Below are 24,850 nucleotides of genomic sequence, written 5' to 3' on the forward strand. Positions count from 1 at the left end.
GCGCATCCGGAGGGGTTGGCAAGCGATGCTGACTGAAGACAAGCTCCTCGACTACCTGAAGCGGGTCACCGCCGACCTGCACCAGACGCGGCAACGGCTGCGCGAGGTCGAGGCGGGCGAGCAGGAGCCGATCGCCATCATCGGCATGGGCTGCCGCTTCCCCGGCGACGTCCGTACCCCCGAGGACCTGTGGCAACTGCTGCTCGACGGCCGCGACGCGATGGCCGAGTTCCCGGACGACCGGGGTTGGGACCTGGACGCCCTGTTCGGCGACGGCACCGGCGCGGCGGGCACCTCCGACGCCCGCCAGGCCGGCTTCGTCTACGACGCGGCCGACTTCGACGCCGCCTTCTTCGGCATCTCGCCACGCGAGGCCACCGCGATGGACCCGCAGCAGCGGATGCTGCTGGAGGTCACCTGGGAGGCCCTGGAGCAGGCCGGGATCGACCCGGTCACGCTCAAGGGCAGCCAGACCGGTGTCTTCGCCGGCACCGCCGGTCAGGACTACGGCACGCTGCTGCTGGGCGCATCCGTTGGGCTGGAGGGGCATCTGCTCACCGGCAACGCGGCGGCCGTCGTCTCCGGCCGGATCTCCTACTGTCTGGGGCTGGAGGGCCCGGCGGTCACCGTCGACACCGCGTGCTCCTCGTCGCTGGTGGCGTTGCACCTCGCCGCCCAGGCCCTGCGCCAGCAGGAATGCGGGCTCGCGCTGGCCGGCGGCGCCACGGTGATGGCCACCCCTGGCGCGTTCCTCGAATTCTCCCGGCAGGGCGGTCTGTCCGGCGACGGGCGGTGCAAGGCGTTCGCCGCCGCGGCCGACGGCACCGGCTGGGCGGAGGGCGCCGGTGTGCTGGTCCTGGAACGGCTCAGCGACGCGCAGCGCAACGGTCACCCGATCCTCGCCGTGATCCGCGGCTCGGCGGTCAACCAGGACGGCGCGTCCAACGGGCTCAGCGCCCCGAACGGCCCGGCGCAGCAGCGCGTCATCCAACGGGCGCTGGCCAACGCCGGCCTCACCCCGAACCAGATCGACACGGTCGAGGCGCACGGCACCGGCACCGGCCTCGGCGACCCGATCGAGGCGCAGGCGCTCATCGCCACGTACGGGCAGGACCGCGACAGGCAGCGCCCCCTGTGGCTCGGCTCGATCAAGTCCAATCTCGGCCACACCCAGGCCGCCGCGGGCGTCGCCGGGATCATCAAGATGGTCCTCGCGATGCGCGCCGGCGTCCTGCCGCAGACGCTGCACGTCGACGAGCCGACCCCGCAGGTCGACTGGTCCGAGGGCGCCGTCGAACTGCTCACCAGCCGGCAGCCGTGGCCACGGACCGACGAGCCGCGCCGGTCGGCGGTCTCCTCGTTCGGGGTCAGCGGCACGAACGTGCACGTGGTCCTCGAACAGGCCCCGGAGGTCGCCGACGACACCGCACCGGCGGCCAGCACCGCACCGGACGGACCGTGGCTGCTGTCCGGGCGTACCGAGCGGGCGTTGCGGGCGCAGGCGGCGAAACTGCTCGCCCGGGTGGCCGGCGACGACCGGGTCGACCTGCGCGACGTGGCGTACGCCCTGACGTCCGACCGCAGCACGTTCGACCACCGGGCCGTGATCCTGCCCGGTGACCGCGCCGACCTGGTGCACCGGCTCGCGGCGCTGGCGGAGGGGCGCCTCGACGCCGGAGTGCTCACCGGCCAGCGGCAGCCCGCGCGTACCGCGTTCCTCTTCTCCGGTCAGGGTTCCCAACGCACCGGCATGGGCAGCGACCTCGCCGCCACGTACCCCGTCTTCGCGGCCGCGTTCGACGAGGTCTGCGACGCGCTCCAGCCGCACCTGGAGCAGCCGCTGCGCCGGGTGATCGCGGAGAACCCGGACGGCCTGCTGGACCAGACCGCGTACACCCAGGCCGGTCTGTTCGCCGTCGAGGTGGCGTTGTACCGGCTGGTCGAGTCCTGGGGCATCGTCCCCGACCACCTGATCGGCCACTCGATCGGCGAGCTGGCCGCCGCGCACGTCGCTGGTGTGCTGTCCCTCGCGGACGCGGCGACACTGGTCGCCGCGCGCGGCACCCTGATGCAGGCGTTGCCCGCCGGCGGGGTGATGGTCGCGGTGCGGGCCACCGAGGCCGAGGTGCTGCCCCTGCTGACCGACGGCGTCTCGATCGCGGCGGTCAACGGCCCGCGCTCGGTAGTGCTCTCCGGCGAACAGCAGGCCGTCGAGGCGGTCGCCGCGACCGTCGGCAGGGCCAAGCGGCTCACCGTCAGCCACGCCTTCCACTCGGCGTTGATGGAGCCGATGCTCGACGACTTCCGCCGGGTCGCGGAGAGCGTCACCTATCACGAGCCACAGATCCCGATCGTCTCCAACGTCACCGGCCGGCTCGACGAGCGACTGGACGCCGCCTACTGGGTGCGCCACGTCCGCGACGCGGTCCGCTTCGCCGACGGCATCGCCGCCCTGGTCGACGCCGGCGTCACCACACTGGTGGAGATCGGCCCCGGCGGTGTCCTGACCGCCCTGGCCGACGAATGCCTGACCGGTGGTCAGGTGGTCGTCGCCGCGTTGCGCAAGGACCGCCCCGAGCCGGCGGCGCTGCTCGCGGCGCTCGGCCGCCTGCACGTGCAGGGGGTGTCCCCGGACTGGCGTGCCGTGCTCCCCGCCGGACGGCCGGTCCACCTGCCCACCTACGCCTTCCAGCACGAGCGGTACTGGCCGGACACCTCCCGCCGGTGGACCGGCGACCTGACCAACGTGGGCGTCCGCCCGGCGGGGCACCCGCTGCTCGGCGCGGCCGTCGCGCTCGCCGACGGGGCAGGCTTCCTCTACACCGGCCGGCTCAGCCTGGAGCAGCACTCCTGGCTCGCCGACCACGCCGTGCAGGGCACCGTGCTGGTGCCCGGCACCGGCTTCGTGGAGCTCGCACTGCGCGCCGGCGAGCAGGTCGGCACCGGCCACCTGCGCGAACTCACCCTCCAGGCGCCACTGGTGCTGCCCGAGCGCGGCGACACCGAACTGCAGGTGTCGGTCGGCCCGGCCGAGGACGACGGCTCCCGCGCCGTCACCATCCACTCCCGAGCTGTCGACTCCGCCGACCCGGACAAGCCGTGGACCTGCCACGCCGTCGGCGTGGTCCAGGCCGCCGAGGCGTCCACCACGGACTGGCGGGACTTCACCACCTGGCCACCGGCCGACGCCCGCCCCGCCGACCTCACCGGCTTCTACGACCGGCTCGCCGCGCAGGGATTCACCTACGGGCCCGCGTTCCAGGCACTCCAGCGCGCCTGGGTGGCCGGCGAGTACGCGTACGCCGAGGTGCGTATCCCGGACGGCAGCGGCACCGACCCGGCCGACTTCGGTCTGCACCCGGCGCTGCTCGACGCGGCCATGCACGCCACCGGCCTGCTGCCGGCCCGGACCACCGAGCAGGGCAACCGGCTGCCGTTCGCCTGGAACGACGTCGCGCTGCACGCGGCCGGCGCCACCGATCTGCGGGTCCGCGTGCGGATCGCGGAGAACGCCGACGTGAGCGTCGCCGTCGCGGACACCACCGGCGCGCCGGTCGCCGAGGTGCGGATGCTCACGCTGCGTCCCATCTCCGCCGACCAACTCGCCACCCCCGACGACACGCTCTTCCACGTCGACTGGCCGGCCGTCACGACCACCGCCGGCGATCCCGGCCGGATCGCGATCCTCGGCGACGACCTTCCCGAACTCGCCGACGTCGCCGCCGACCGCTACCCGGACCTCGCGGCGCTCGGGGTCGCCCTGGCCGGTGGCGCGGACCGTCCGGACCTGGTCCTGGCCGGCTGCTCCGGGGCGGACACCGATCCCCGGTCCACCCACGCCACCACCATCGCCGCGCTGGTCACCGCGCAGCACTGGCTGGACGACGGCGCGTTCGACGGGGCGCGGCTGGTGGTGGTCACCCGTCAGGCGATCGCCGCCGGCCCGGACGAGGACGTGGCCGACCTGTCCGCCGCCCCGGTCTGGGGTCTGATCCGCTCGGCCCAGTCGGAGAACCCGGAGCGGTTCGTCCTGGCCGACCTGGACGGGCACCCGGCAAGCGCGGGCCGGCTGATCGAGGCGGTCACCTCCGGCGAACCGCAGGTCGCCGTCCGGCGCGGCACGGTACGGGTGCCCCGGCTGGCCCGGCTCGCCCCGCCCCGGGAGCCGAACCCCCCGCTCGACCCGGACGGCACCGTCCTGATCACCGGCGCCACCGGCACCCTGGGCGGCCTGCTGGCCCGGCACCTGGTCACCCGGCACGGCGTGCGGCACCTGTTGCTCACCAGCCGCCGGGGCAGCGCCGCCGAGGGCAGCGCCGAACTCTGCGCCGAACTGACCACACTGGGCGCCGCGGTGACGATGGCCGCGTGCGACACCGCCGACCGCGCCGCGGTCGCCGCGTTGCTCGCCTCGGTGCCCGCCGAGCACCCGCTGACCGCCGTGGTGCACGCCGCCGGGGTCTCCGACGACGGCGTGGTCAGCGCGCTCACCCCGGGCCGCGTCGGCGCGGTGCTGCGACCCAAGGTCGACGCCGCCCACCACCTGCACGACCTGACCCGGGATGCGAACCTCGGCGCGTTCGTCCTGTTCTCCTCCCTCGCCGCGACCCTCGGCGGTGGCGGCCAGGGCAACTACGCGGCGGCGAACGCCTACCTGGACGCGCTCGCCCAGCACCGACGGGCGGCCGGGCTGCCCGGCGTGTCCCTCGTCTGGGGCCTCTGGGACGCCCGTAGCGGCATGTCGGAGCACCTCGACGACACCCACTTCTCCCGCATCGCGCGCGGCGGCATCGTCTCCATGCCGTCCGCCGACGCGCTCGCGCTCTTCGACCGGGCGATCGCCGCGTCGGTGCCGGTGGTCGCGCCGGCCCGGCTGGACTTCGCCACCCTGCGGGCGCAGAGCGCCCAGGGCGGCGTACCGGCGCTGCTGCGCGGGCTGGTCCGGGTGCCGGGTGGCAAGCCGGGTGCCAGGACCCGCGCCGGCAACGCGTTCCTCACCCACCTCGCCGCCCTCGCCGAGGCGGACCGGGAGCGGGCACTGCTCGATCTCGTACGCGGACAGGCCGCCGCCGTCCTGGGCCACTCCGGTCCGGCGGCCGTCCCGCCGCACCAGCCCCTCTCCGAACTCGGCGTCGACTCGCTCACCGCCGTGGAGATCCGCAACCAGTTGGGCGGCGCGACCGGGCTGCGCCTGCCGGCCACCCTCATCTTCGACTACCCGACCCCGCAGGCTCTCGCCGGATACCTGCACGAACAGCTCGGCGGCATCGAGGCACCGACGGCGGCGAGCACCGAGGCCGCGCCGATCGCCGCCGACGAACCGGTCGCCATCGTCGGGATGGCCTGCCGCTACCCCGGCGGTGTGCGGACGCCGGAGGACCTGTGGCAGCTGGTCGACCTCGGCACCGACGGCATCACCGGCGTCCCGGAGGACCGGGGCTGGGACATCGCCGGCCTCTACGACCCGGAGGCCGACCGACCGGGCGGCTTCTACGTGCGTGAGGGCGGCTTCCTCGACGGCGCCACCGACTTCGACGCCGCGTTCTTCGGGATCAGCCCCCGCGAGGCGGTCGCGATGGACCCGCAGCAGCGGGTGCTCCTCGAGGTCTCCTGGGAGGCGATCGAGCGGGCCGGCATCGACCCGGTGTCGCTGCGCGGCAGCCGGACCGGTGTGTTCGCCGGCACCAGCGGCCAGGACTACGGCGGCGTCCTTGGCCGTGACCCGTCCAGCGTCGGGGGCTTCGGCCTGACCAGCACCACAGCGAGCGTGATCTCCGGGCGGGTGTCGTACGCGCTCGGCCTGGAAGGGCCGTCGCTGTCGGTGGACACCGCCTGCTCGTCGTCGCTCGTCGCCCTGCACCTCGCGGCCCAGGCGCTGCGGCAGGGGGAGTGCTCCCTCGCGCTGGTCGGTGGCGTGATGGTGATGGCGACCCCGGCCGCGTTCGTCGCGTTCAGCCAGCAGCGCGGACTGGCCCCGGACGGGCGCTGCAAGTCGTTCGCCGGGTCCGCCGACGGGATCGGCTGGGCCGAGGGCGCCGGCGTCCTGGTGGTGGAGCGACTCTCCGACGCGCGGCGCAACGGGCACCACGTCCTGGCCGTGGTCCGCGGCAGCGCCATCAACCAGGACGGCGCCTCCAACGGCCTGACCGCCCCGAACGGCCCGTCGCAGCAACGCGTCATCCGCGCCGCCCTGGCCAACGCGGGCCTGAGCAGCGCCGACGTCGACGTGGTCGAGGCGCACGGCACCGGCACGGTGCTCGGCGACCCGATCGAGGCGCAGGCGCTGCTCGCCACCTACGGTCAGGGTCGGTCGGCGGACCGACCGCTGCGGCTCGGGTCGATCAAGTCGAACATCGGCCACGCGCAGGCCGCCGCCGGTGTCGCCGGGATCATCAAGATGGTCGCGGCGATCCGCAACGAGACCATGCCTCGGACCCTGCACGTGGACGAGCCCACACCCGAGGTGGACTGGTCGGCCGGTGCGGTCGAGCTGCTCACCGACGCGCGGCCGTGGGAGACGTACGGGCGGCCACGGCGGGCCGGCGTCTCGTCCTTCGGGGTCTCCGGCACCAACGCCCACGTGATCATCGAGGAGGCGCCGGCCACGCCGGTCGACGAGTCGACAGTGGTGTCGCCGGACGTGCCGTGGGTGCTGTCCGGGCGTACCGCCACGGCCGTCGCCGACCAGGCCCGCCGACTTGCCGGCCTGGAGTCGGAGCCGGCCGAGGTCGCCCACTCGCTGCTGAGCCGATCCGAGTTCGTCCAACGGGCCGTGGTGCTCGGCCCGGACCACCGGCCCGGTCTTGCCGCGTTGGCCGACGGCTTGCCGTCGAGCACTGTCGTCTCCGGTGCGGCCCGTTCGTCAGGTGTGGTCTTCGTCTTCCCCGGTCAGGGTTCCCAGTGGGTCGGCATGGCCGCCGAGTTGCTGGAGTCCGAGCCGGTGTTCGCGGCGCGGATCGCGGAGTGCGCGGCGGCCCTTGCCCCGTTCGTGGACTGGAACCTCCTGGACGTGCTGCGTTCCGATGGCCCGTTGGAGCGGGTGGATGTGGTGCAGCCGGTCCTCTGGGCGGTGCACGTGTCCCTGGCCGAGGTGTGGCGCTCCAAGGGTGTGGTCCCTGATGCGGTGATCGGTCATTCGCAGGGTGAGATCGCGGCGGCGTGTGTGGCCGGGGTGTTGTCGCTCAGCGACGCGGCGAAGGTCGTCGCGTTGCGCAGCAAGGCGCTGCTGGCCCTGTCTGGCACCGGCGGCATGGTGTCGGTCAGCGCCGGTCTGGACGTGGTCACCCCATTGTTGACCGAGGGTGCCAGTGTCGCGGTCGTCAACGGTCCGACGAGTGTCGTGGTGGCCGGTGCGGATCTGGATGCGTTCCTGGCCGCTGCCGAGGCAGCCGGGGTGCGGGCCAAGCGGGTCAAGGTTGACTACGCGTCGCACTGCGCTCTGGTCGAACCGGTCGAGGCCGAGCTGGCAAAGCTGCTCGACGGGGTGCGACCGCAGCAGGGCACGGTCCCGGTGTTCTCCACAGTCGAGGACGGCGGTGTCATGGACGCCGCCTACTGGTACCGCAACCTGCGTCAACCGGTACGCCTGGACCTGGCGGTGCAGGCCGCGTACACGGCGGGGCACCGGATATTCGTCGAGGTCAGCGCCCATCCGGTGTTGACCGGGGCGATCGCCGACAGCGTGGACGCCCCGGCCGTCGGGACGCTGCGCCGGGGTGAGGGCGGCACCGGTCAGATCGTGCGGGCCCTGGCCGAGGCGTGGGTGCAGGGCGCACCCGTCGACTGGACCACAGTCATCCCCGCCACCCGGACCGTCGACCTGCCCACCTACCCCTTCCAACACCAACGGTTCTGGGTCGACGAGGTCAACCTCCCGATCAGCGCCGACATCGCCACCGCCGGCCTCAACCCGGCGAGCCACCCGATGCTCGGCGCCGCCATCCCCCTGCTCGACTCCGACGCCGTCCTCTTCACCGGCCTGCTCTCCGTCGAGGCCCACCCCTGGCTCGGCGAACACAAGGTGATGGGCGCCAACGTCATGCCCGGCACCGCCTTCGTCGAACTCGCCCTGCACGTAGCGGGTCAGACCGGATGCCGGCGGCTGGAAGAACTGACACTGCTCACCCCGCTGATCGTCCCCGAACGCGGCACCCGCCAACTACAGCTCTGGGTGGGCCCTCCGGACGGCAACGGCCGCCGCGCCATCAACGTCCGCTCCCGCTCCGACGAGGGCGAAACCGGCGACCCGTTGGACGCCACCGGCTGGATCCACCACGCCACCGGCGCGATCAGCACCGCCGCCGACCCGACCGGGCCGGCCGACCTCACCACCTGGCCGCCACCCGGGGCCCGGCCGGTCGACCTTTCCGAGTTCTACGAGGCCGTCAGTCGGACCGCGTTCGACTACGGGCCGATGTTCCAGGGCCTGCGCGCCGCCTGGGTCACCGAGGACGACGTCTACGCCGAGCTGTCCCTGCCCGAGTCGGGCCGGGCCGCCGCGGGTGCGTACGGCATGCACCCGGCCCTGCTCGACGCCGGCCTGCAGGCCATGTCGCTGAACACCTTCCTGACCCGGATGGGCGACGGCGAACCGGCCGAGCGCAGCCGCCTCCCGTTCGTGTGGAGCGGCATCTCCCTGCACACCACCGGCTCCTCCAGCTTCCGGATCCGACTCAAGCCGGCCGGCGCCGTCGGCGTCTCGTTCACCGTCGCCGACAGCACCGGCGCCCCGGTCGCCGAGATCGACTCGCTGATCATGCGGCCGGTGTCGGCGGACCGGCTGGCCAGCGCCCGCGGCGGCGACCACGAGTCGCTGTACCGGCTGGACTGGACCCCGGTGCTGCCCGGCACTGCGCCGAGCACCGCTGTCGTCGGCGTCGACCCGTACCAGCTGACCCGCGTCGCCGGCACCGGATACCCGGACCTGGCCGCGCTGGCGGACGCCCCGGTCGTACCCGAGATGGTCTTCGTGACGTTGGAGGCGGATCCGCAGGCGGCGGCCGAGCCCGGCACCGGCGCGCGACGCAGCACCACAGTCGCGCTCGACCTGGTGCAGCGCTGGCTCGCGGAGCCCGCGTTCGGGGCGTCGCGACTGGTCGTCGTCACCCGGGGTGCGGTCGCGTCGAACACCGGCGACCCGGCCGGTGACCTCGCCGCAGCCGCCGCGTGGGGCCTGATCCGCACCGCGCAGGCGGAGAACCCCTACCGCTTCGTCCTCCTCGACCTCGACGACGATCCCACCTCGCTGACCGTGGCCGTCCCGGCGGTCGCCTCCGGTGAGCCGCAGGTGGTCGTCCGTGCCGGTCGGCCGCTCGCCCCGCGCCTGGCACCGGTCCCGGTCGCCCCGGAACCGCGCGCCGACACCGCCGGCGGCGACCCGGACGGCACCGTTCTGATCACCGGTGGCACCGGCACCCTCGGCGGGTTGCTCGCCCGACACCTGGTCACCGAGCACGGGGCCCGGCGGCTGGTGCTGACCGGACGTCGCGGACGCGCCGCCGACGGGGTGGACACCCTGGTCACCGACCTGACCGAGCTCGGCGCCCAGGTCGTCGTGGAGGCCTGCGACGCCACCGACCGGGACGCCCTCGCGGCGGTCCTCGACCGGATACCCGCCGACCAACCACTGACCGTGGTGCACGCGGCCGGCGCACTGGACGACGGCGTCGTCACCGCGCTGACCCCGGACCGCATCGACGCCGTGCTGGCACCGAAGACCGACGCCGCGTGGAACCTGCACCTGCTGACCACCGACCGCAAGGTCGCCCGGTTCGTGCTGTTCTCCTCCGCGGCCGGTGTCCTCGGCGGCGCGGGCCAGGGCAACTACGCGGCGGCCAACGCCTTCCTCGACGAGTTGGCCCGGCACCGGAGGGCGCTCGGCCTGCCCGCCGAGTCGCTGGCCTGGGGCCTGTGGGAGCAGGCCAGCGGCATGACCGGGCACCTGGACGGCGCCGACCTGCGGCGGGTGGCACGCGGCGGCGTCCGCCGACTGCCCACCGCCCGCGCGCTCGCCCTGTTCGACACGGCCGGCGTACTCGACGAACCGCTGCTGGTCCCGGCGGACCTGGACCTGGCCGGGCTGCGCCACCAGCCGGTGGAGACCGTGCCGGCGCTGCTGCGCGGTCTGGTCCGAGGCGCCGCCCGGCCCGTCACCGAACCGGCCGGCGGCCCGTCGGTCGTGGGCCTCGCCCAGCGGCTCGCCGGTCTCGCCGACGAGGACGCCGACGCCCTGGTCCTCCAGGTGGTACGCGCCAACGTCGCGGCCGTCCTCGGCTACCCCGGCCCCGACGACGTGGACCCGACCCTGCCGTTCAAGGAACTCGGTTTCGACTCCCTGACCGCCGTCGAGCTGCGCAACCGGCTCAACGTCGCGACCGGCCTGCGGCTGCGCGCCACCCTCGTCTTCGACTACCCGAACGCCCACTCGCTCGCCGCGTACCTGCGGGCGCAGGTGGTGCCGGACGAGGCCGGGGCGGCCGAGCCGCTGCTGGCCGAGCTGAGTCGGATCGAAGCCGCCGTGGCCACGTTGCCCGGCGACGGATCGGTACGCGAGCAGGTGACCAGCCGCCTGCGTGACCTGCTGGCCGGGCTGGAGCCCACCGGCGCCGCGGACGTGACGCAGGACCTCGAGTCGGCCACCGACGACGAGATGTTCGAGTTCATCACCCGAGAGTTCGGAGTGTCGTGATGGCAGACGACGAGAAGCTTCGCCATTTCCTCAAGAAGGTCACCACCACCCTTCAGGAGACCAAACAGCAGTTGCACGAGGCCGAGAACCGGGACCGGGAGCCGATCGCGATCGTCTCGATGAGCTGTCGGTTCCCCGGCGGCGTACGCGGGCCGGAGGACCTCTGGCAAATGCTCGTCGGCGAGCGCGACGCGCTCGGCCCCCTGCCCGCGGACCGGGGCTGGGACCTGGAGTCGCTCTACAGCCCGGACGCTGACGCACCCGGCCAGAGCTACGTGCGGGAGGGCTCGTTCCTGGACGACGCCGCGGACTTCGACGCCGCGTTCTTCGGGATCAGCCCGCACGAGGCGCTCGCCATGGACCCGCAGCAACGGCTGCTGCTGGAGGCGTCCTGGGAGGCGATCGAACGGGCCGGCGTCAACCCGCAGACCCTGCGCGGAAGCCAGACCGGCGTGTTCGTCGGCATCACCCAGCAGAACTACGGCACCGCACTGCACGAGGCCCCCGAGGGCGTCGACATGTACCTCGGCACCGGCACCACCACCAGCGTCGCGTCCGGCCGGATCGCGTACAGCCTGGGCTTCGGCGGCCCGGCCGTCACCGTCGACACGGCCTGCTCGTCGTCGCTCGTCGCGATGCACTGGGCCGTCCAGTCACTGCGGTCGCGCGAGTGCGACCTGGCCCTGGTCGGCGGCGTCACGATCATGGCGGCGCCGGGCGCGTTCATCCTGTTCAGCAGGCAGAAAGGGCTGGCCGCGGACGGGCGGTGCAAGCCCTTCGCCGAAGCCGCCGACGGCACCGCCTGGGGAGAGGGCGTCGGCATCATCATGGCCGAGCGGCTCTCCGACGCGCAGCGCAACGGCCACCCGATCCTTGCGATCGTGCGGGGCAGCGCGACCAACCAGGACGGCGCCTCCAACGGCCTCACCGCCCCCAACGGGCCGGCCCAGGAGCGGGTCATCAGGGCCGCGCTCGCCAACGCCCGACTCACCCCGGACCAGGTCGACACCGTCGAGTCGCACGGCACCGGCACCACCCTCGGCGACCCCATCGAGGCGCAGGCGCTGCTGGAGACGTACGGCCGGGGCCGACCGGCGGAGAACCCCCTCTGGATCACCTCGGTCAAGTCGAACATCGGGCACACCCAGTCGGCGGCCGGCATCGCCGGGCTGATCAAGGCGGTCCTCTCCATCCAGCACGGGATCCTGCCGAAGACACTCAACGTCGACGCGCCCACCTCACACGTGGACTGGTCGACCGGTGCCGCGCAGGTCCTCACCGAGACGATCCCGTGGCCGGAGACCGGGCACCCGCGCCGGGCCGGGGTGTCGTCCTTCGGCGTCTCCGGCACCAACGGGCACATCATCCTGGAGCAGCCGCCCACCGAGGCGCCCGTCGACACCACCGACCCGACCGACGGCCCGGTCGCCGCCTGGCCGATCTCGGCCCGCACCGAGGCCGGCCTCGTCGCGCAGGCCCGCCGTCTGCACGACCACCTGACCCGGCACCCCGCGCTGACGCCGTCGGACGTCGGCCACTCCCTGTGGAGGACCCGGGCCACCTTCGACCACCGTGCCGTGGTCGTCGGCGCCAACCGGGACGAGATGCTGACCAGCCTCGCCGAGTTCCCCGACGGCAGCGCACCCCGCGCCGACCGGCAGCTCGCCGGCAGGCCGCTCTTCGTCTTCCCCGGCCAGGGCTCCCAGTGGCTCGGCATGGCGACCGAGATGCTCGACCAGGAGCCGGTCTTCGCCGCCCGGATCGCCGAGTGCGCCGCCGCCCTCGACCCGTACGTCGACTGGTCGCTGCTGGACGTGCTGCGCTCCACCGACCCGACCGCCCTGGACCGCGTCGACGTGGTGCAGCCCGCGCTCTGGGCGGTGATGGTCTCGCTCGCCGAAACCTGGATCTCCCGTGGCGTACGACCCGGCGCGGTCGTCGGCCACTCACAGGGCGAGATCGCCGCCGCCTGTGTGGCCGGCGCGCTGTCGCTGACCGACGCCGCCAAGGTGGTCGCCCTGCGCAGCCGCGCCCTGCTCGCCCTGTCCGGCACCGGCGGCATGGTGTCGGTGAACGCCCCGCTCGCCAGCGTCGAACCGCTGCTCACCGACGGGATCGCCGTCGCGGCCGTGAACGGTCCGTCCAGTGTGGTCGTGGCGGGCGCCGACGTCGCGGCCTTCCTGACCGCCGCCCAGGCGGCCGGTGTCCGCGCCCGGCAGGTCCAGGTGGACTACGCCTCGCACTGCGCCCAGGTGGAACCGATCGAGGCCGAGCTGGCCCGGCTCCTGGACGGGATCACGCCGACCACCGGCACCGTGCCGATCATCTCCACGGTCACCGGCACACCGATCGACGGCACTGCGATGAACGCCGCCTACTGGTACGACAACCTGCGCAACCCGGTCCGCCTCGACCTGGCCGTGCACACCGCCCTGGACGCCGGTCACGCCCTGATCATCGAGATCAGCCCGCACCCGGTGCTGATCGCCGGTCTCACCGGCCTCGCTGAGGACGCCGGCGGCGACGCCGTGGTCCTGGGCACGCTGCGGCGCGGCGACGGCGGGCTCCGGCGGTTCACCCACTCGCTGGCCTCCGCGTACGTGCACGGTGCCGCTGTCGACTTCGCGACGGTCCACCCGCAGGGGCGCACCGTGCCGTTGCCGACCTTCGCGTTCCAGGGCCGGCCGTACTGGCTGGGCGGTCAGCGGCCCCCGGCTCCCGCCGTCGTGGCCGCGAGCACCGACGACGCGGTCTTCTGGAACGCCGTCGAGCGGCAGGACGCGGACGTGCTCGCCGCGACCATCGGCGTCGACCCGGCGGCGGTGGGAGACCTGCTCCCGGCCCTGTCGTCGTGGCGGCAGCAACGGCAGACCGGCTCGAAACTGGACAGCTGGCGCTACCGCGACGAGTGGGTACGCGTCCCCGACCAACCGGCCCGTCTCACCGGCACCTGGCTGGTCGCCGTACCGGCCGGGATCGACTCGCCGCTGCCGGCCGAGGTCAGCTCGGCGCTGCGTGACGGCGGCGCGCGGGTGGTGCCGGTGGAGATCGACCCGTTCGACGTCCACCGCACCGCGTTGGCCGCCCAGCTCACCCTGGCCCTCGACGCGGCCGGCTGTGACCGTCCGGACGGTGTGCTGTCCCTGCTCGCCCTGGACGAGCGGGTCCTGGCCCGGTACCGCTCCACCCCGCGCGGTTTCGCCGCCACCGTCGTCCTGGTGCAGGCCCTCGGCGACCTCGGTATCGGCGCGCCACTGTGGTGCGCGTCGCGGGGCGCGATCGGCACCGGACCGGGCGACCCCCTGGCCAACCCGGCCCAGGCGCTGCTCTGGGGCTTCGGCCGGGTGGCCGCCCTGGAACACCCGGAACGCTGGGGCGGGCTGGTGGACCTACCGGCGACGCTCGACGAGCGCGGCGCCAACCTGCTCTGCGCCCTGCTCTCCGGCGCGACGGGCGAGGACCAGGCCGCGATCCGCGCGCCCGGCCTCCTCGGCCGGCGGCTGATGCGCGCACCGGTCGGCGACCGCAGCCCGGCTCGCCGCTGGCAGCCGCGCGGCACCACTCTCGTCCTGGGCGGCACCGGCGGTCTCGGCTCCCAGTTGGCCCGGTGGCTGGCCGCGCACGGCGCCGAGCACCTTCTGCTGGTCAGCCGACGCGGCCCGGACGCACCGGGCGCCGACGCGTTGCGCGACGACCTCACCGCGCTCGGCGCGACGGTCACGGTGGCCGCCTGCGACGCCGCCGACCGCAACGCCCTGGCCGCGCTGATCGACGCGATCCCCGCCGAGACGCCGCTGACCGCTGTGGTGCACAGCGCCGCCGTCCTCGACGACTGCGTGATCGACGCCCTGGAGACCCACCGCGTCGACGGCGTCCTGCGCGCCAAGGTGGACTCCGCCCGCCACCTGCACGAGCTGACCCGGGACCTGGACCTGGACGCGTTCATCACGTTCTCCTCGTTCGCCGGCACGGTGGCCAGCTCCGGCGTCGGCAACTACGCCCCCGCGAACGCCTACCTGGACGCCCTGGTGCAGCACCGCCGCTCGCTCGGACTGCCGGGCACCGCCATCGCCTGGGGCGCCTGGGGTGGCGGCGGCATGGCCGACGGCGAGTTCGGTGAGCTGCTGACCCGCCACGGCGTCGCCGAGATGGCACCCGAGCTGGCGATCACCACCCTGCGGCAGGCGGTGGAGCACGACGAACCGTTCCTCACCGTCGCCGACATCAGGTGGGAGCGGTTCTTCGTCGCGGTCACCGCGACCCGGCCCAGCCCCCTGGTCAGCGCGATCCCGGAGGCGCAGCAGGTGCTCGCGGCGATCGCCCGCGACGGCGACGGAGCCGGCGAGAGCGCCGCCGCGCGCCTCGCGGGCCTGCCGCCGGCCGAGCGGGCCAAGGCACTGCTCGACACGGTACGGGCGCAGGTGGCCACGGTGCTCGGGTACGCCTCCGCCGACGAGGTGCCACCGAAGAAGACCTTCCAGGAGCTTGGCTTCGACTCGGTGACCGCCGTGGAACTGCGCAACCGCCTGGGTGCCGCCACCGGGCTGCGGCTGCCCGTCACGCTCGTCTTCGACTATCCGAACCCGACCACGCTCGCCGCCTTCCTGGACAGCCTGTGCGGCGGGACGGGGGACACCTCCGCGCTGGACGACCTGGACCGCTTGGAGGCGGCCCTGGACAGCCTCGAACCGGACGACGTCACGTACGTCCGGCTGATGACCCGCATGCAGGCGCTCGTCGCGGACTGGAAGCACGGGCGCGCCGAGCCGGTGGAGACCGCGGGCGAAGCCCTGGCCGACGCCACCGACGAGGAGATGTTCGACCTCCTCGGCAAGAAGTTCGGCATCGCCTGACCCGCACGCTCACAAGGGGAGACCTACCGATGGCCAACGAAGAGCGGTTGCGCTACTTCCTCAAGCGGGTCACCGCCGACCTGGAAACCGCCCAGGAGCGTATCCGGCACCTGGAGGTACGCGCCGACGAGCCGATCGCGATCATCGGCGTGGGCTGCCGGTTCCCCGGTGGCGTGGACTCCCCGGAGTCGCTGTGGAACCTGGTCGCCGGGGAAGGGGACGGCATCACGCCGTTCCCGTCCGACCGGGGCTGGGACACCGAGGCGCTGTTCGACCCCGACCCGGACAACCCCGGGACGTCGTACGCCGCCGAGGGCGGGTTCCTGAGCGGGGCGGGCGACTTCGACGCCGGCTTCTTCGGGATCAGCCCTCGCGAGGCCCTCGCCATGGATCCGGCGCAGCGCCTCCTGCTGGAGGTGTCCTGGGAGGCGATCGAGCGGGCCGGCATCGACCCGGCGTCGCTGTCCGGGTCGCGGACCGGCGTGTTCGCGGGCACCAACGGCTCGGACTACTCGGCCATCCTGATGGGCGCGTCCGAAGGGCTGGAGGGTTACCTGGCCACCGGTAACGCGGGCGCTGTCATCTCCGGGCGGGTGTCGTACTCGCTGGGTCTGGAGGGCCCGGCGGTCACCGTCGACACCGCGTGCTCGTCGTCGTTGGTGGCCCTGCACCTGGCGGCGCAGGCGCTGCGGGCCGGTGAGTGCTCGCTGGCGCTGGCCGGTGGTGTCACGGTGATGGCCACCCCGTCGCTGTTCGTGGGCTTCTCCCGCCAGCGTGGCCTGGCGGCGGACGGCCGGTGCAAGGCGTTCGCGGGTGCCGCCGACGGCACCGGCTTCGCCGAGGGCGCCGGGGTGCTCCTGGTGGAGCGGCTCTCCGACGCGGTCCGCAACGGTCACCGGGTGCTCGCCGTGGTACGCGGCAGCGCGGTCAACCAGGACGGCGCGTCGAACGGGTTGACCGCCCCGAACGGGCCGTCGCAGCAGCGGGTGATCCAGGCCGCGCTGGTCGACGCCCGACTGTCGGCGGCGGACGTCGACGCGGTCGAGGCGCACGGCACCGGCACCACACTGGGCGACCCGATCGAGGCGCAGGCGGTCCTGGCGACCTATGGCCAGGATCGGCCCACCGGTCAGCCGCTGTGGTTGGGGTCGGTGAAGTCGAACATCGGGCACACCCAGGCCGCCGCGGGTGTCGCCGGGATCATCAAGGTGGTCGAGGCGCTGCGTCATGAGACGTTGCCGCGCACGCTGCATGTGGACGAGCCGACACCGCAGGTGGACTGGTCGGCCGGTGCGGTGGAGCTGCTCACCGACGCCCGGCCGTGGCCGGCGGGGGAGCACCCGCGTCGGGCGGGAGTGTCGTCGTTCGGGGTGTCCGGCACCAACGCGCACGTGATCATCGAGGAGGCGCCGGTCGCGCCCGCCGACGAGCCGGTCGCGCCTGTCGACGTGCCGGTCGTGACGGAACCGAACGTGCCGTGGCTGTTGTCGGCGGCGGCGCCGGAGGCGCTGCGCGGGCAGGCCGAGCGGCTGTCGCGGGTGACGGCGGATCCGGGGGCGGTCGCGTACTCGCTGCTGTCCACCCGATCGGTGCTGAGCCACCGGGCGGTCGTGCTCGGCCCGGATCACGGCGCCGGCCTGTCCGCCCTCCGGGACGGCCTGCCGTCGGGTGCGCTGGTGTCCGGCTCGGCCCACCCGGACGCGGGTGTGGTGTTCGTGTTCCCGGGTCAGGGTTCGCAGTGGGTGGGGATGGCGGTGGGTCTGCTGGATGCCGAGCCGGTGTTCGCGGCCCGGATCGCGGAGTGCGCGGCGGCCCTTGCGCCGTTCGTGGACTGGAATCTCCTGGACGTGCTGCGCTCCGATGATCCGTTGGAGCGGGTGGATGTGGTGCAGCCGGTCCTCTGGGCGGTGCACGTCGCGTTGGCCGAGGTGTGGAAGGCCAAGGGCGTGGTCCCCGACGCGGTCATCGGTCATTCCCAGGGTGAGATCGCGGCGGCCTGTGTCGCCGGGGTGCTGTCGTTGAGTGACGCCGCGAAGGTCGTCGCGTTGCGCAGTAAGGCTCTGCTGGCTCTGTCCGGCAGTGGTGCGATGGTGTCGGTCAACGCCGGCCTGGACGTGGTCACCCCGTTGCTGACCGAGGGGGTCAGCGTCGCGGTCGTCAACGGTCCGACGAGTGTCGTGGTGGCCGGTGCGGATCTGGACGGGTTCCTGGCCGCCGCCGAGGCGGCCGGGGTGCGGGCCAAGCGGGTGAAGGTGGATTACGCGTCGCATTGTGCTCTGGTCGAGCCGGTGGAGGCGGAGTTGGCTCGTCTGCTGGACGGGGTGCAACCGCAGCCGGGCGCGGTGCCGGTGTTCTCCACGGTGGAGGGCGGCGGGGAGATGAACGCCGCCTACTGGTATCGCAACCTGCGTCAGCCGGTGCGTCTGGACCTGGCGGTGCAGGCAGCGCAGGCGGCCGGGCATCGGATCTTCGTGGAGGTCAGCGCGCACCCGGTGTTGACCGGGGCGATCGAGGCCACCACCGTCGGCACGCTGCGCCGTGGCGAAGGCGGCCCGGAGCGGTTCGTGCGGTCGCTGGCTGAGGCGTGGGTGCAGGGCGCACCGGTCGACTGGACCACAGTCATCCCGGCCACCCAGGTCGTGGACCTGCCCACCTACCCCTTCCAGCACCAGCGCTACTGGCCCACCCCCGGCGGTGCGACGAACCTGGCCGACCCGGTGGACAGCGAGTTCTGGCGGGCCGTCGAGAACGGCGACCTCACCCCGCTGGGCATCACCGGCGACGGCACCGAGCTGCTGCCCGCACTGACCGCCTGGCGTCGCCGCACACGCCAGCACCACATCCTCGACGACTGGCGGTACCGGATCACCTGGCAGAGCCGGACCACACCGGCCGAGAGCACCCACACCGGCACCTGGCTGGTCCTGCGCCCCACCGGCGAACAGTGGTCGGACGCCGTCGAGGACGCACTCCGGCAGGCCGGTGCCCGGACCGTACCGGTGACCATCGACCAAGGCCCGATCGAACGGACCGCCGTCGCCGACGCGGTCGCCACCGCCGTCGCCGGAACGCCTGTCGACGGAGTGCTGTCCCTGCTCGCGCTGCCCCTTGCCGAGTCGACCGCCGCCGACGCGGTGCACGACACGTCCACGGTCCTGCACGGCCTCGCGGACGCGGGCGTCACCGCTCCACTCTGGCTCGCCACCCGGTCCGGTGTCCGGGTCGGTCGCTCCGACGCCGCCCCGGCACCCACACCAGCGGCGCTCTGGGGCTTCGGCCGGGTCGTCGCCCTCGAGGAGCCGTACCGCTGGGGTGGCCTTGTCGACCTGCCCGCCCAGCCCGACCCCCGCTCGGCCGCCCGGCTCGTCGCGGCCCTCACCGCCGGCGACGACGAGGACCAGTTCGCCGTCCGCGCCTCGGGCCTCTACACCCGCCGGCTGACCCGCGCCCCGCAGAGCGGCGCACCCCGCTGGTCGCCGTCGGGCACCGCGCTGGTCACCGGAGGCACCGGCGCGATCGGCGCGCACACGGCCCGCTGGCTGGCCCGCAACGGTGTCGAGCATCTGGTGCTCGTCAGCCGCCGTGGCCCGGACGCCCCCGGCGCCGACGACCTGCGCGCCGAACTGGAGCAGACCGGCGTACGAGTGACGATCACCGCCTGCGACATCACCGACCGGGACGCCCTGCGCACAGTGATCGACGGCCTGGACGACCTGACCTCCGTCTTCCACACGGCCGCCGTCCTGGACGACGGCACCCTCGGCAGCCTCGACCGGGACCGGATCGACCGGGTCCTGGCCCCGAAGGCCGTCGCCGCCCACCACCTGCACCACCTCACCCGGGACCGGGAGCTGACCGCGTTCGTGCTGTTCTCGTCCTTCGCCGGCACCCTCGGCAACGCGGGACAGGGCGCGTACGCCGCCGCCAACGCGTACCTCGACGCCCTCGCCGAGCAGCGGGCCGCCGGCGGCCTACCGGCGACCTCGATCGCCTGGGGCCGCTGGGGCGACGGCGGCCTCGCCGAGGAGGCCGTGCGTCGGGAGCGGCTCAGCCGAGGCGGCCTGGGCGCGATGGACCCGGAGCTGGCCCTCACCGGTCTCGCCCAGGCCATCGGCGGCGGTGAGCCGGTCCTGGCGCTGACCGACGTCGACTGGGAGCGGTTCGCGCCCGGCTTCACAGCGGTACGCCCCAACCCGACCCTCGCCTCCATCCCGGAAGCCGCCGCGACCACCGCCGCCGACCCGTCCGGCGACCTGACCCGGCGGCTGCGGTCGATGACCGCCCGGGAACGTGCCACCGCGCTCGTCGACCTGGTCCGCGGGCACGCCGCCGCGGTCCTCGGCCACCCCGACGCGGACGGCGTGGAACCGGAACGTGCCTTCCGTGACCTCGGCTTCGACTCGCTCACCGCTGTCGAACTGCGCAATGCGCTCGCCGCCGCCACCGGCCTGCGGCTACCCGCCACCCTGATCTTCGACCACCCGAGCGCGTTCGCCCTCGGCGGCCACCTCAGCGACCTGCTCGGCGCCGACAGTGACACCGAGCCCGCCGCCGACCAGCGCTTCTCCGTCGGCGCTGCCGACCAAGGCCTTTCCGTCGGCGCTGCCGACCAGGACGACCCGATTGTCGTGGTCGGCATGTCGTGCCGCTTCCCCGGCGGCGCCGACAACCCCGACCAGTTGTGGCAGCTCGTGCGTGACGAGGTGGACGCCATCTCCACGTTCCCCGCCGACCGTGGCTGGGACGTCGACAGCGTCTACGACGCCGACCCGGACAACTCCGGCACCAGCTACGTCCGCGAGGGCGGCTTCCTCTACGGCGCCGCCGCGTTCGACCCGGAGTTCTTCGGCATCTCGCCGCGCGAGGCACTGGCCATGGACCCGCAGCAGCGGCTCCTGCTGGAGACGGCCTGGGAGGCGTTCGAGCACGCCGGCATCGACCCGTCGACCGCCCGTGGCGAGCAGGTCGGCGTCTTCGTCGGCTCCAACGGCCAGGACTACGGCGCGCTGCTCTACGGCTCCACCGAGGGCGTCGAGGGGCACACCATGACCGGCAACGCCGGCAGCGTCGCCTCCGGACGGATCTCCTACGCCCTCGGCCTGGAGGGCCCGGCCGTCACCATCGACACCGCCTGCTCGTCGTCGCTCGTCGCGCTGCACCTCGCCGCCCAGTCGCTGCGCCGGGGCGAGTGCCGGCAGGCGCTGGCCGGCGGTGTCACGGTGATGGCCACCCCGGGCCGGTTCGTCGAGTTCAGCCGCCAACGCGGGCTCGCCGCCGACGGTCGCTGCAAGGCGTTCGCCGACGACGCCGACGGCACCGGCTGGGGCGAGGGCGCGGGCATGCTGCTGCTCGAGCGCCGATCCGCGGCGCTGGCCGCCGGCCACCAGATCCTCGCCACGGTACGCGGCAGCGCGATCAACCAGGACGGCGCGTCGAACGGGCTGACCGCCCCCAACGGGCCCGCCCAGCAGCGGGTCATCCGGGCTGCCCTCACCGACGCCGGCCTGCGACCCTCCGACGTGGACCTCGTCGAGGCGCACGGCACCGGCACCCGACTCGGTGACCCGATCGAGGCCCAGGCGTTGCTCGCCACCTACGGACAGCACCGACCCGCGGACCGCCCGCTGCGGCTGGGCTCGATCAAGTCGAACATCGGCCACACCCAGGCCGCCGCCGGTGTCGCCGGGGTGATCAAGGTGATCCAGGCGATGCGGTACGGGGTGCTGCCCCGGACATTGCACGTGGACCAGCCGAGCGCCGAGGTGGACTGGGAGTCCGGCGCTGTCGCGCTGCTCGACAGGTCCCTGCCGTGGGAGGTCACCGGACCACGCCGGGCCGCCGTGTCGTCGTTCGGCATCAGCGGGACGAACGCCCACGTCGTGTTGGAGGGCGACCCGATCCCGCCAGCCCCGGACCCCGCCACGAACCCGCAACGGCCGTGCGTCTGGCTGCTCGGCTCGCGTACCGAGGAAGGGCTGCGGGACCAGGCCGAGCGGCTGCTCGGCCACCTGGACGAGCACCCGGGGCTGGACCCCTACGACGTCGGGTTCTCCCTCGCCACCACCCGTACCCCGCATCGGCACCGGGCCGCGGTGTTCGGCCGCGCCGAGCTGGCGGCGACCGCCGCCGGATCACCGGCCTCGATCAGGGGGTCCGTGGTGCGGGGGCGGACGGCGTTCGTGTTCTCCGGCCAGGGTTCACAGCGGCCGGGGATGGGCCTGGAACTCGCCGCCACCTACCCGGTCTTCGCCGACGCGTTCGACGCGGCCTGCGCCGAGTTGGACCTGCATCTGGACCGACCGCTGCGGTCGGTGATCGCCGACGGCGACGAGCTGGACCAGACGGTCTACACCCAGGCCGCGTTGTTCGCGGTCGAGGTCGCGCTCTACCGCCTGGTGGGCGCCACCCCCGACTACCTGGTGGGCCACTCGATCGGCGAGATCGCCGCCGCCCACGTCGCTGGCGTGCTGACCCTGGCCGACGCCGCGAAGCTGGTCACCGCACGCGGCCGGTTGATGCAGGCGTTGCCCGCCGGCGGGGTCATGGTCGCGGTGCGGGCCACCGAGGCAGAGGTGGTGCCGCTGCTGGTCGACGGGGTCTCCGTCGCGGCCGTCAACGGCCCCCGTTCGGTGGTGCTGTCCGGTGCCGCCGACGCGGTGGAAGCCGTCGCCGCGCACTTCGCGAAGTCCAAGCGGTTGACGGTCAGCCACGCCTTTCACTCGGTGCTGATGGAGCCGATGCTGGCGGAGTTCGCGTCGGTCGCCGAGACGTTGACGTACGCGCCGCCGCGGATTCCGATCATCTCCAACGTGACCGGGCAGGTCGCCGAGACACCGGACGCGGCCTACTGGGTGCGGCACGTGCGGGAGGCGGTCCGGTTCGCCGACGGCATCACCACCCTGGAAGGTCTGGGTGTCGCCACCTTCGTGGAGATCGGCCCGGACGGGGTGCTCTCCGCGATGGGCGCTGACTGTGTCACCGACGCGGTGTTCGTACCGCTGCAACGATCCGACCGCGACCAACCGACCGCCCTGCGCGCCGGGCTCGCCCAGCTCCACGTCCGCGGCATCGCGGTGGACTGGGTGGCCGTGCACCCCGGGGCGCGACGCGTCGAGCTGCCCACGTACGCCTTCCAGCGGCAGCACTACTGGCCCGGGTCGATCTCCTGGGCCCTGCCGGCCGCCGCGTCCGACGACGCGGACCTGTGGGACCGCATCGAGCGCGCGGACCTCGCGGGCATCGGCGCCGAACTCGCCCTGCCGACCGACGCCACCCTGCCGGCGGTCGTCCAGGCGCTCTCCGTCTGGCGTCGACAGGCCCGGCGGAGCTCGACGATCGACGGGTGGCGGTACGGCGTCCGCTGGCGGCCCCTGTCCTCCACCGGGACGCCCACGCTGACCGGCACCTGGCTGCTGGTCAGCACCCCCGACCACCCCACCGCCGAACTCGCCGCCGTGCTGCGCAAGCACGGCGCGGCGACCGGAACCGTCACGCTGACGCCGGCGGACCTGACCCGCGCCGGCACCGCCGCGCGGCTCGGCGCGGCCCTTGACGAGTACGGCCCGGTGCACGGCATCGTGTCACTGCTCGCCCTCGACGAGGCCCCGCACCCCACGCACCCGATCCTGACCACTGGTGTCGCCGGCACTGTGACACTGGTCCAGGCCCTCGACCAGCTCGGGGCGAACGCTCCGGTGTGGAGCGTGACCCGTGGGGCCGTCGCGATCGGCGGCTCGGAGCGGGTCGCCGCGCCCGCCCAGGCGCAGGTCTGGGGTCTCGGTCGGGTCGCCGCCCTGGAGCAGCCGCGACTGTGGGCAGGTCTGGTCGACCTGCCGCCGCAGCTCGACGACCGTGCCGGCTCACGGCTCTGCGCCGTGCTGGCCGGCGCCGGTGCCGGCGGCGGTGAGGACCAGGTGGCGATCCGCGCCTCGGCGATCTTCGGCCGCCGGCTGGTCCGCCATCCCCGCAGCACGACCCCGGGGCCGCAGTGGCAGCCGCGCGGAACGGTCCTCGTCACCGGCGGCACCGGAGCACTGGGCGGACGCGTCGCGCGCCTGCTCGCCGAGCGGGGCGCCGAGCACCTGCTCCTGCTCAGCCGCCGGGGCGCCGACGCACCCGGCGTGGCCGACCTGACCGGCGAACTGACCGCGCTCGGCGCCCGGGTGACAGTCGAGGCCTGTGACGTCGCCGACCGGGACGCGCTGGCCGGCGTGCTCGACCGCGTCCCCACCGACCTGCCGCTGACCGCTGTGGTGCACGCCGCAGGCATCGGCACACCCGGATCGCTGCGGGACACCGACCTGGACGAGTTCGCCGCCGTGGTCCGCGCGAAGATCGCCGGCGCGGTGCACCTGGACGCGCTGCTCGGGGAGCGACAGCTCGACGCGTTCGTGCTCTTCTCCTCGATCGCCGGGATCTGGGGCAGCGGCGGGCAGGGCGCCTACGCGGCAGCCAACGCGTACCTCGACGCCCTCGCCGAGGCCAGGCGTGGCCGTGGCCTCGCCGGCACCGCCGTGGCCTGGGGGCCGTGGGGTGACGGTGGCATGGCCGAGGGCCCGGCCCAGGAGCAGTTGCGCCGCCGCGGCCTGCCCGTGATGAACCCGGAGTCGGCGATCGACGCGCTGGCCGCCGCCATCGACGACCGCGAGGTGGCGCTCGCCGTCGCCGACGTCGACTGGGCCCGGTTCGCGCTGCCGTTCCAGGCGGTCCGCTCCGGCCGGCTGCTCGACGAGATCGACGAGGCGCGGGCCGCTCTCACCGCCGGTACGCCGGGGGCCGAGAACGACGCCGACGCCGACGCCCTGCGCCGCAGTCTGACCGGGCTGCCGGCAGCCGAGCGGGAGCGGGTCGTGCTCGACCTGATCCGCAAGAACGCCGCCACCGTGCTGGGGCATACCGCGCCCGGCGGTGTCGACGTCGACCGCGGATTCCTGGAACTGGGCTTCGACTCGCTGACCGGTGTGGAGCTGCGCAACGCGCTCTCCGCCGAACTCGGCCTGCCGTTGCCGGCGACCCTGATCTTCGACTATCCGTCACCGCTGGTCCTGGCCGAGCACGTCCTCGACCAGTTGGCCGGCCCGGAGGCGGCGGGGGACCCGGAGGAGCAGCAGGTCCGTGAGGTCCTGTCCCGGATCCCGGTGGAGCGGCTGCGTGCGGCCGGCCTGCTGGACACCCTGCTCGGCCTGGCACAGACCGGGCCGGAGGCGCCGGACGCGCCCCCGGCCACCGACGACGACGGTGAGGACCTGGCGGAGCTCGACGTGAGCGAGCTGGTCCGCCTCGCCCTCGACGGCACCGAGAGCTGACGGGG

Annotated in this window: 2 protein-coding genes and 1 pseudogene; all 3 read left to right on the top strand. The window is 74.0% G+C overall.

Going from position 1 to position 24,850, the window contains the following annotated elements:
* Positions 1-25: 25 nt before the first annotated feature.
* Complete coding sequence (locus O7631_RS19245) at positions 26-10,687, top strand: type I polyketide synthase (protein ID WP_278145480.1); 10,662 nt, start codon at positions 26-28, stop codon at positions 10,685-10,687.
* Positions 10,687-15,540, top strand: a complete 4,854-nt coding sequence (locus O7631_RS19250; RefSeq protein ID WP_278145481.1) for a type I polyketide synthase — start codon at positions 10,687-10,689, stop codon at positions 15,538-15,540. The genes O7631_RS19245 and O7631_RS19250 overlap by 1 nt, the downstream gene beginning before the upstream one ends.
* 29 nt (positions 15,541-15,569) lie before the next feature.
* Positions 15,570-24,602: pseudogene (locus tag O7631_RS19255) on the top strand (type I polyketide synthase); the annotation flags it as partial.
* Positions 24,603-24,850 lie beyond the last annotated feature (248 nt).

Source organism: Micromonospora sp. WMMD967 (assembly GCF_029626165.1).
GTDB classification, from domain to species: domain Bacteria; phylum Actinomycetota; class Actinomycetes; order Mycobacteriales; family Micromonosporaceae; genus Micromonospora; species Micromonospora taraxaci.

Excerpts from the sequence above, each read along its gene's own strand:
- O7631_RS19245 (WP_278145480.1), top strand. The coding sequence starts at position 26 with ATGCTGACTGAAGACAAGCTCCTCGACTACCTGAAGCGGGTCACCGCC.
- O7631_RS19250 (WP_278145481.1), top strand. The coding sequence starts at position 10,687 with ATGGCAGACGACGAGAAGCTTCGCCATTTCCTCAAGAAGGTCACCACC.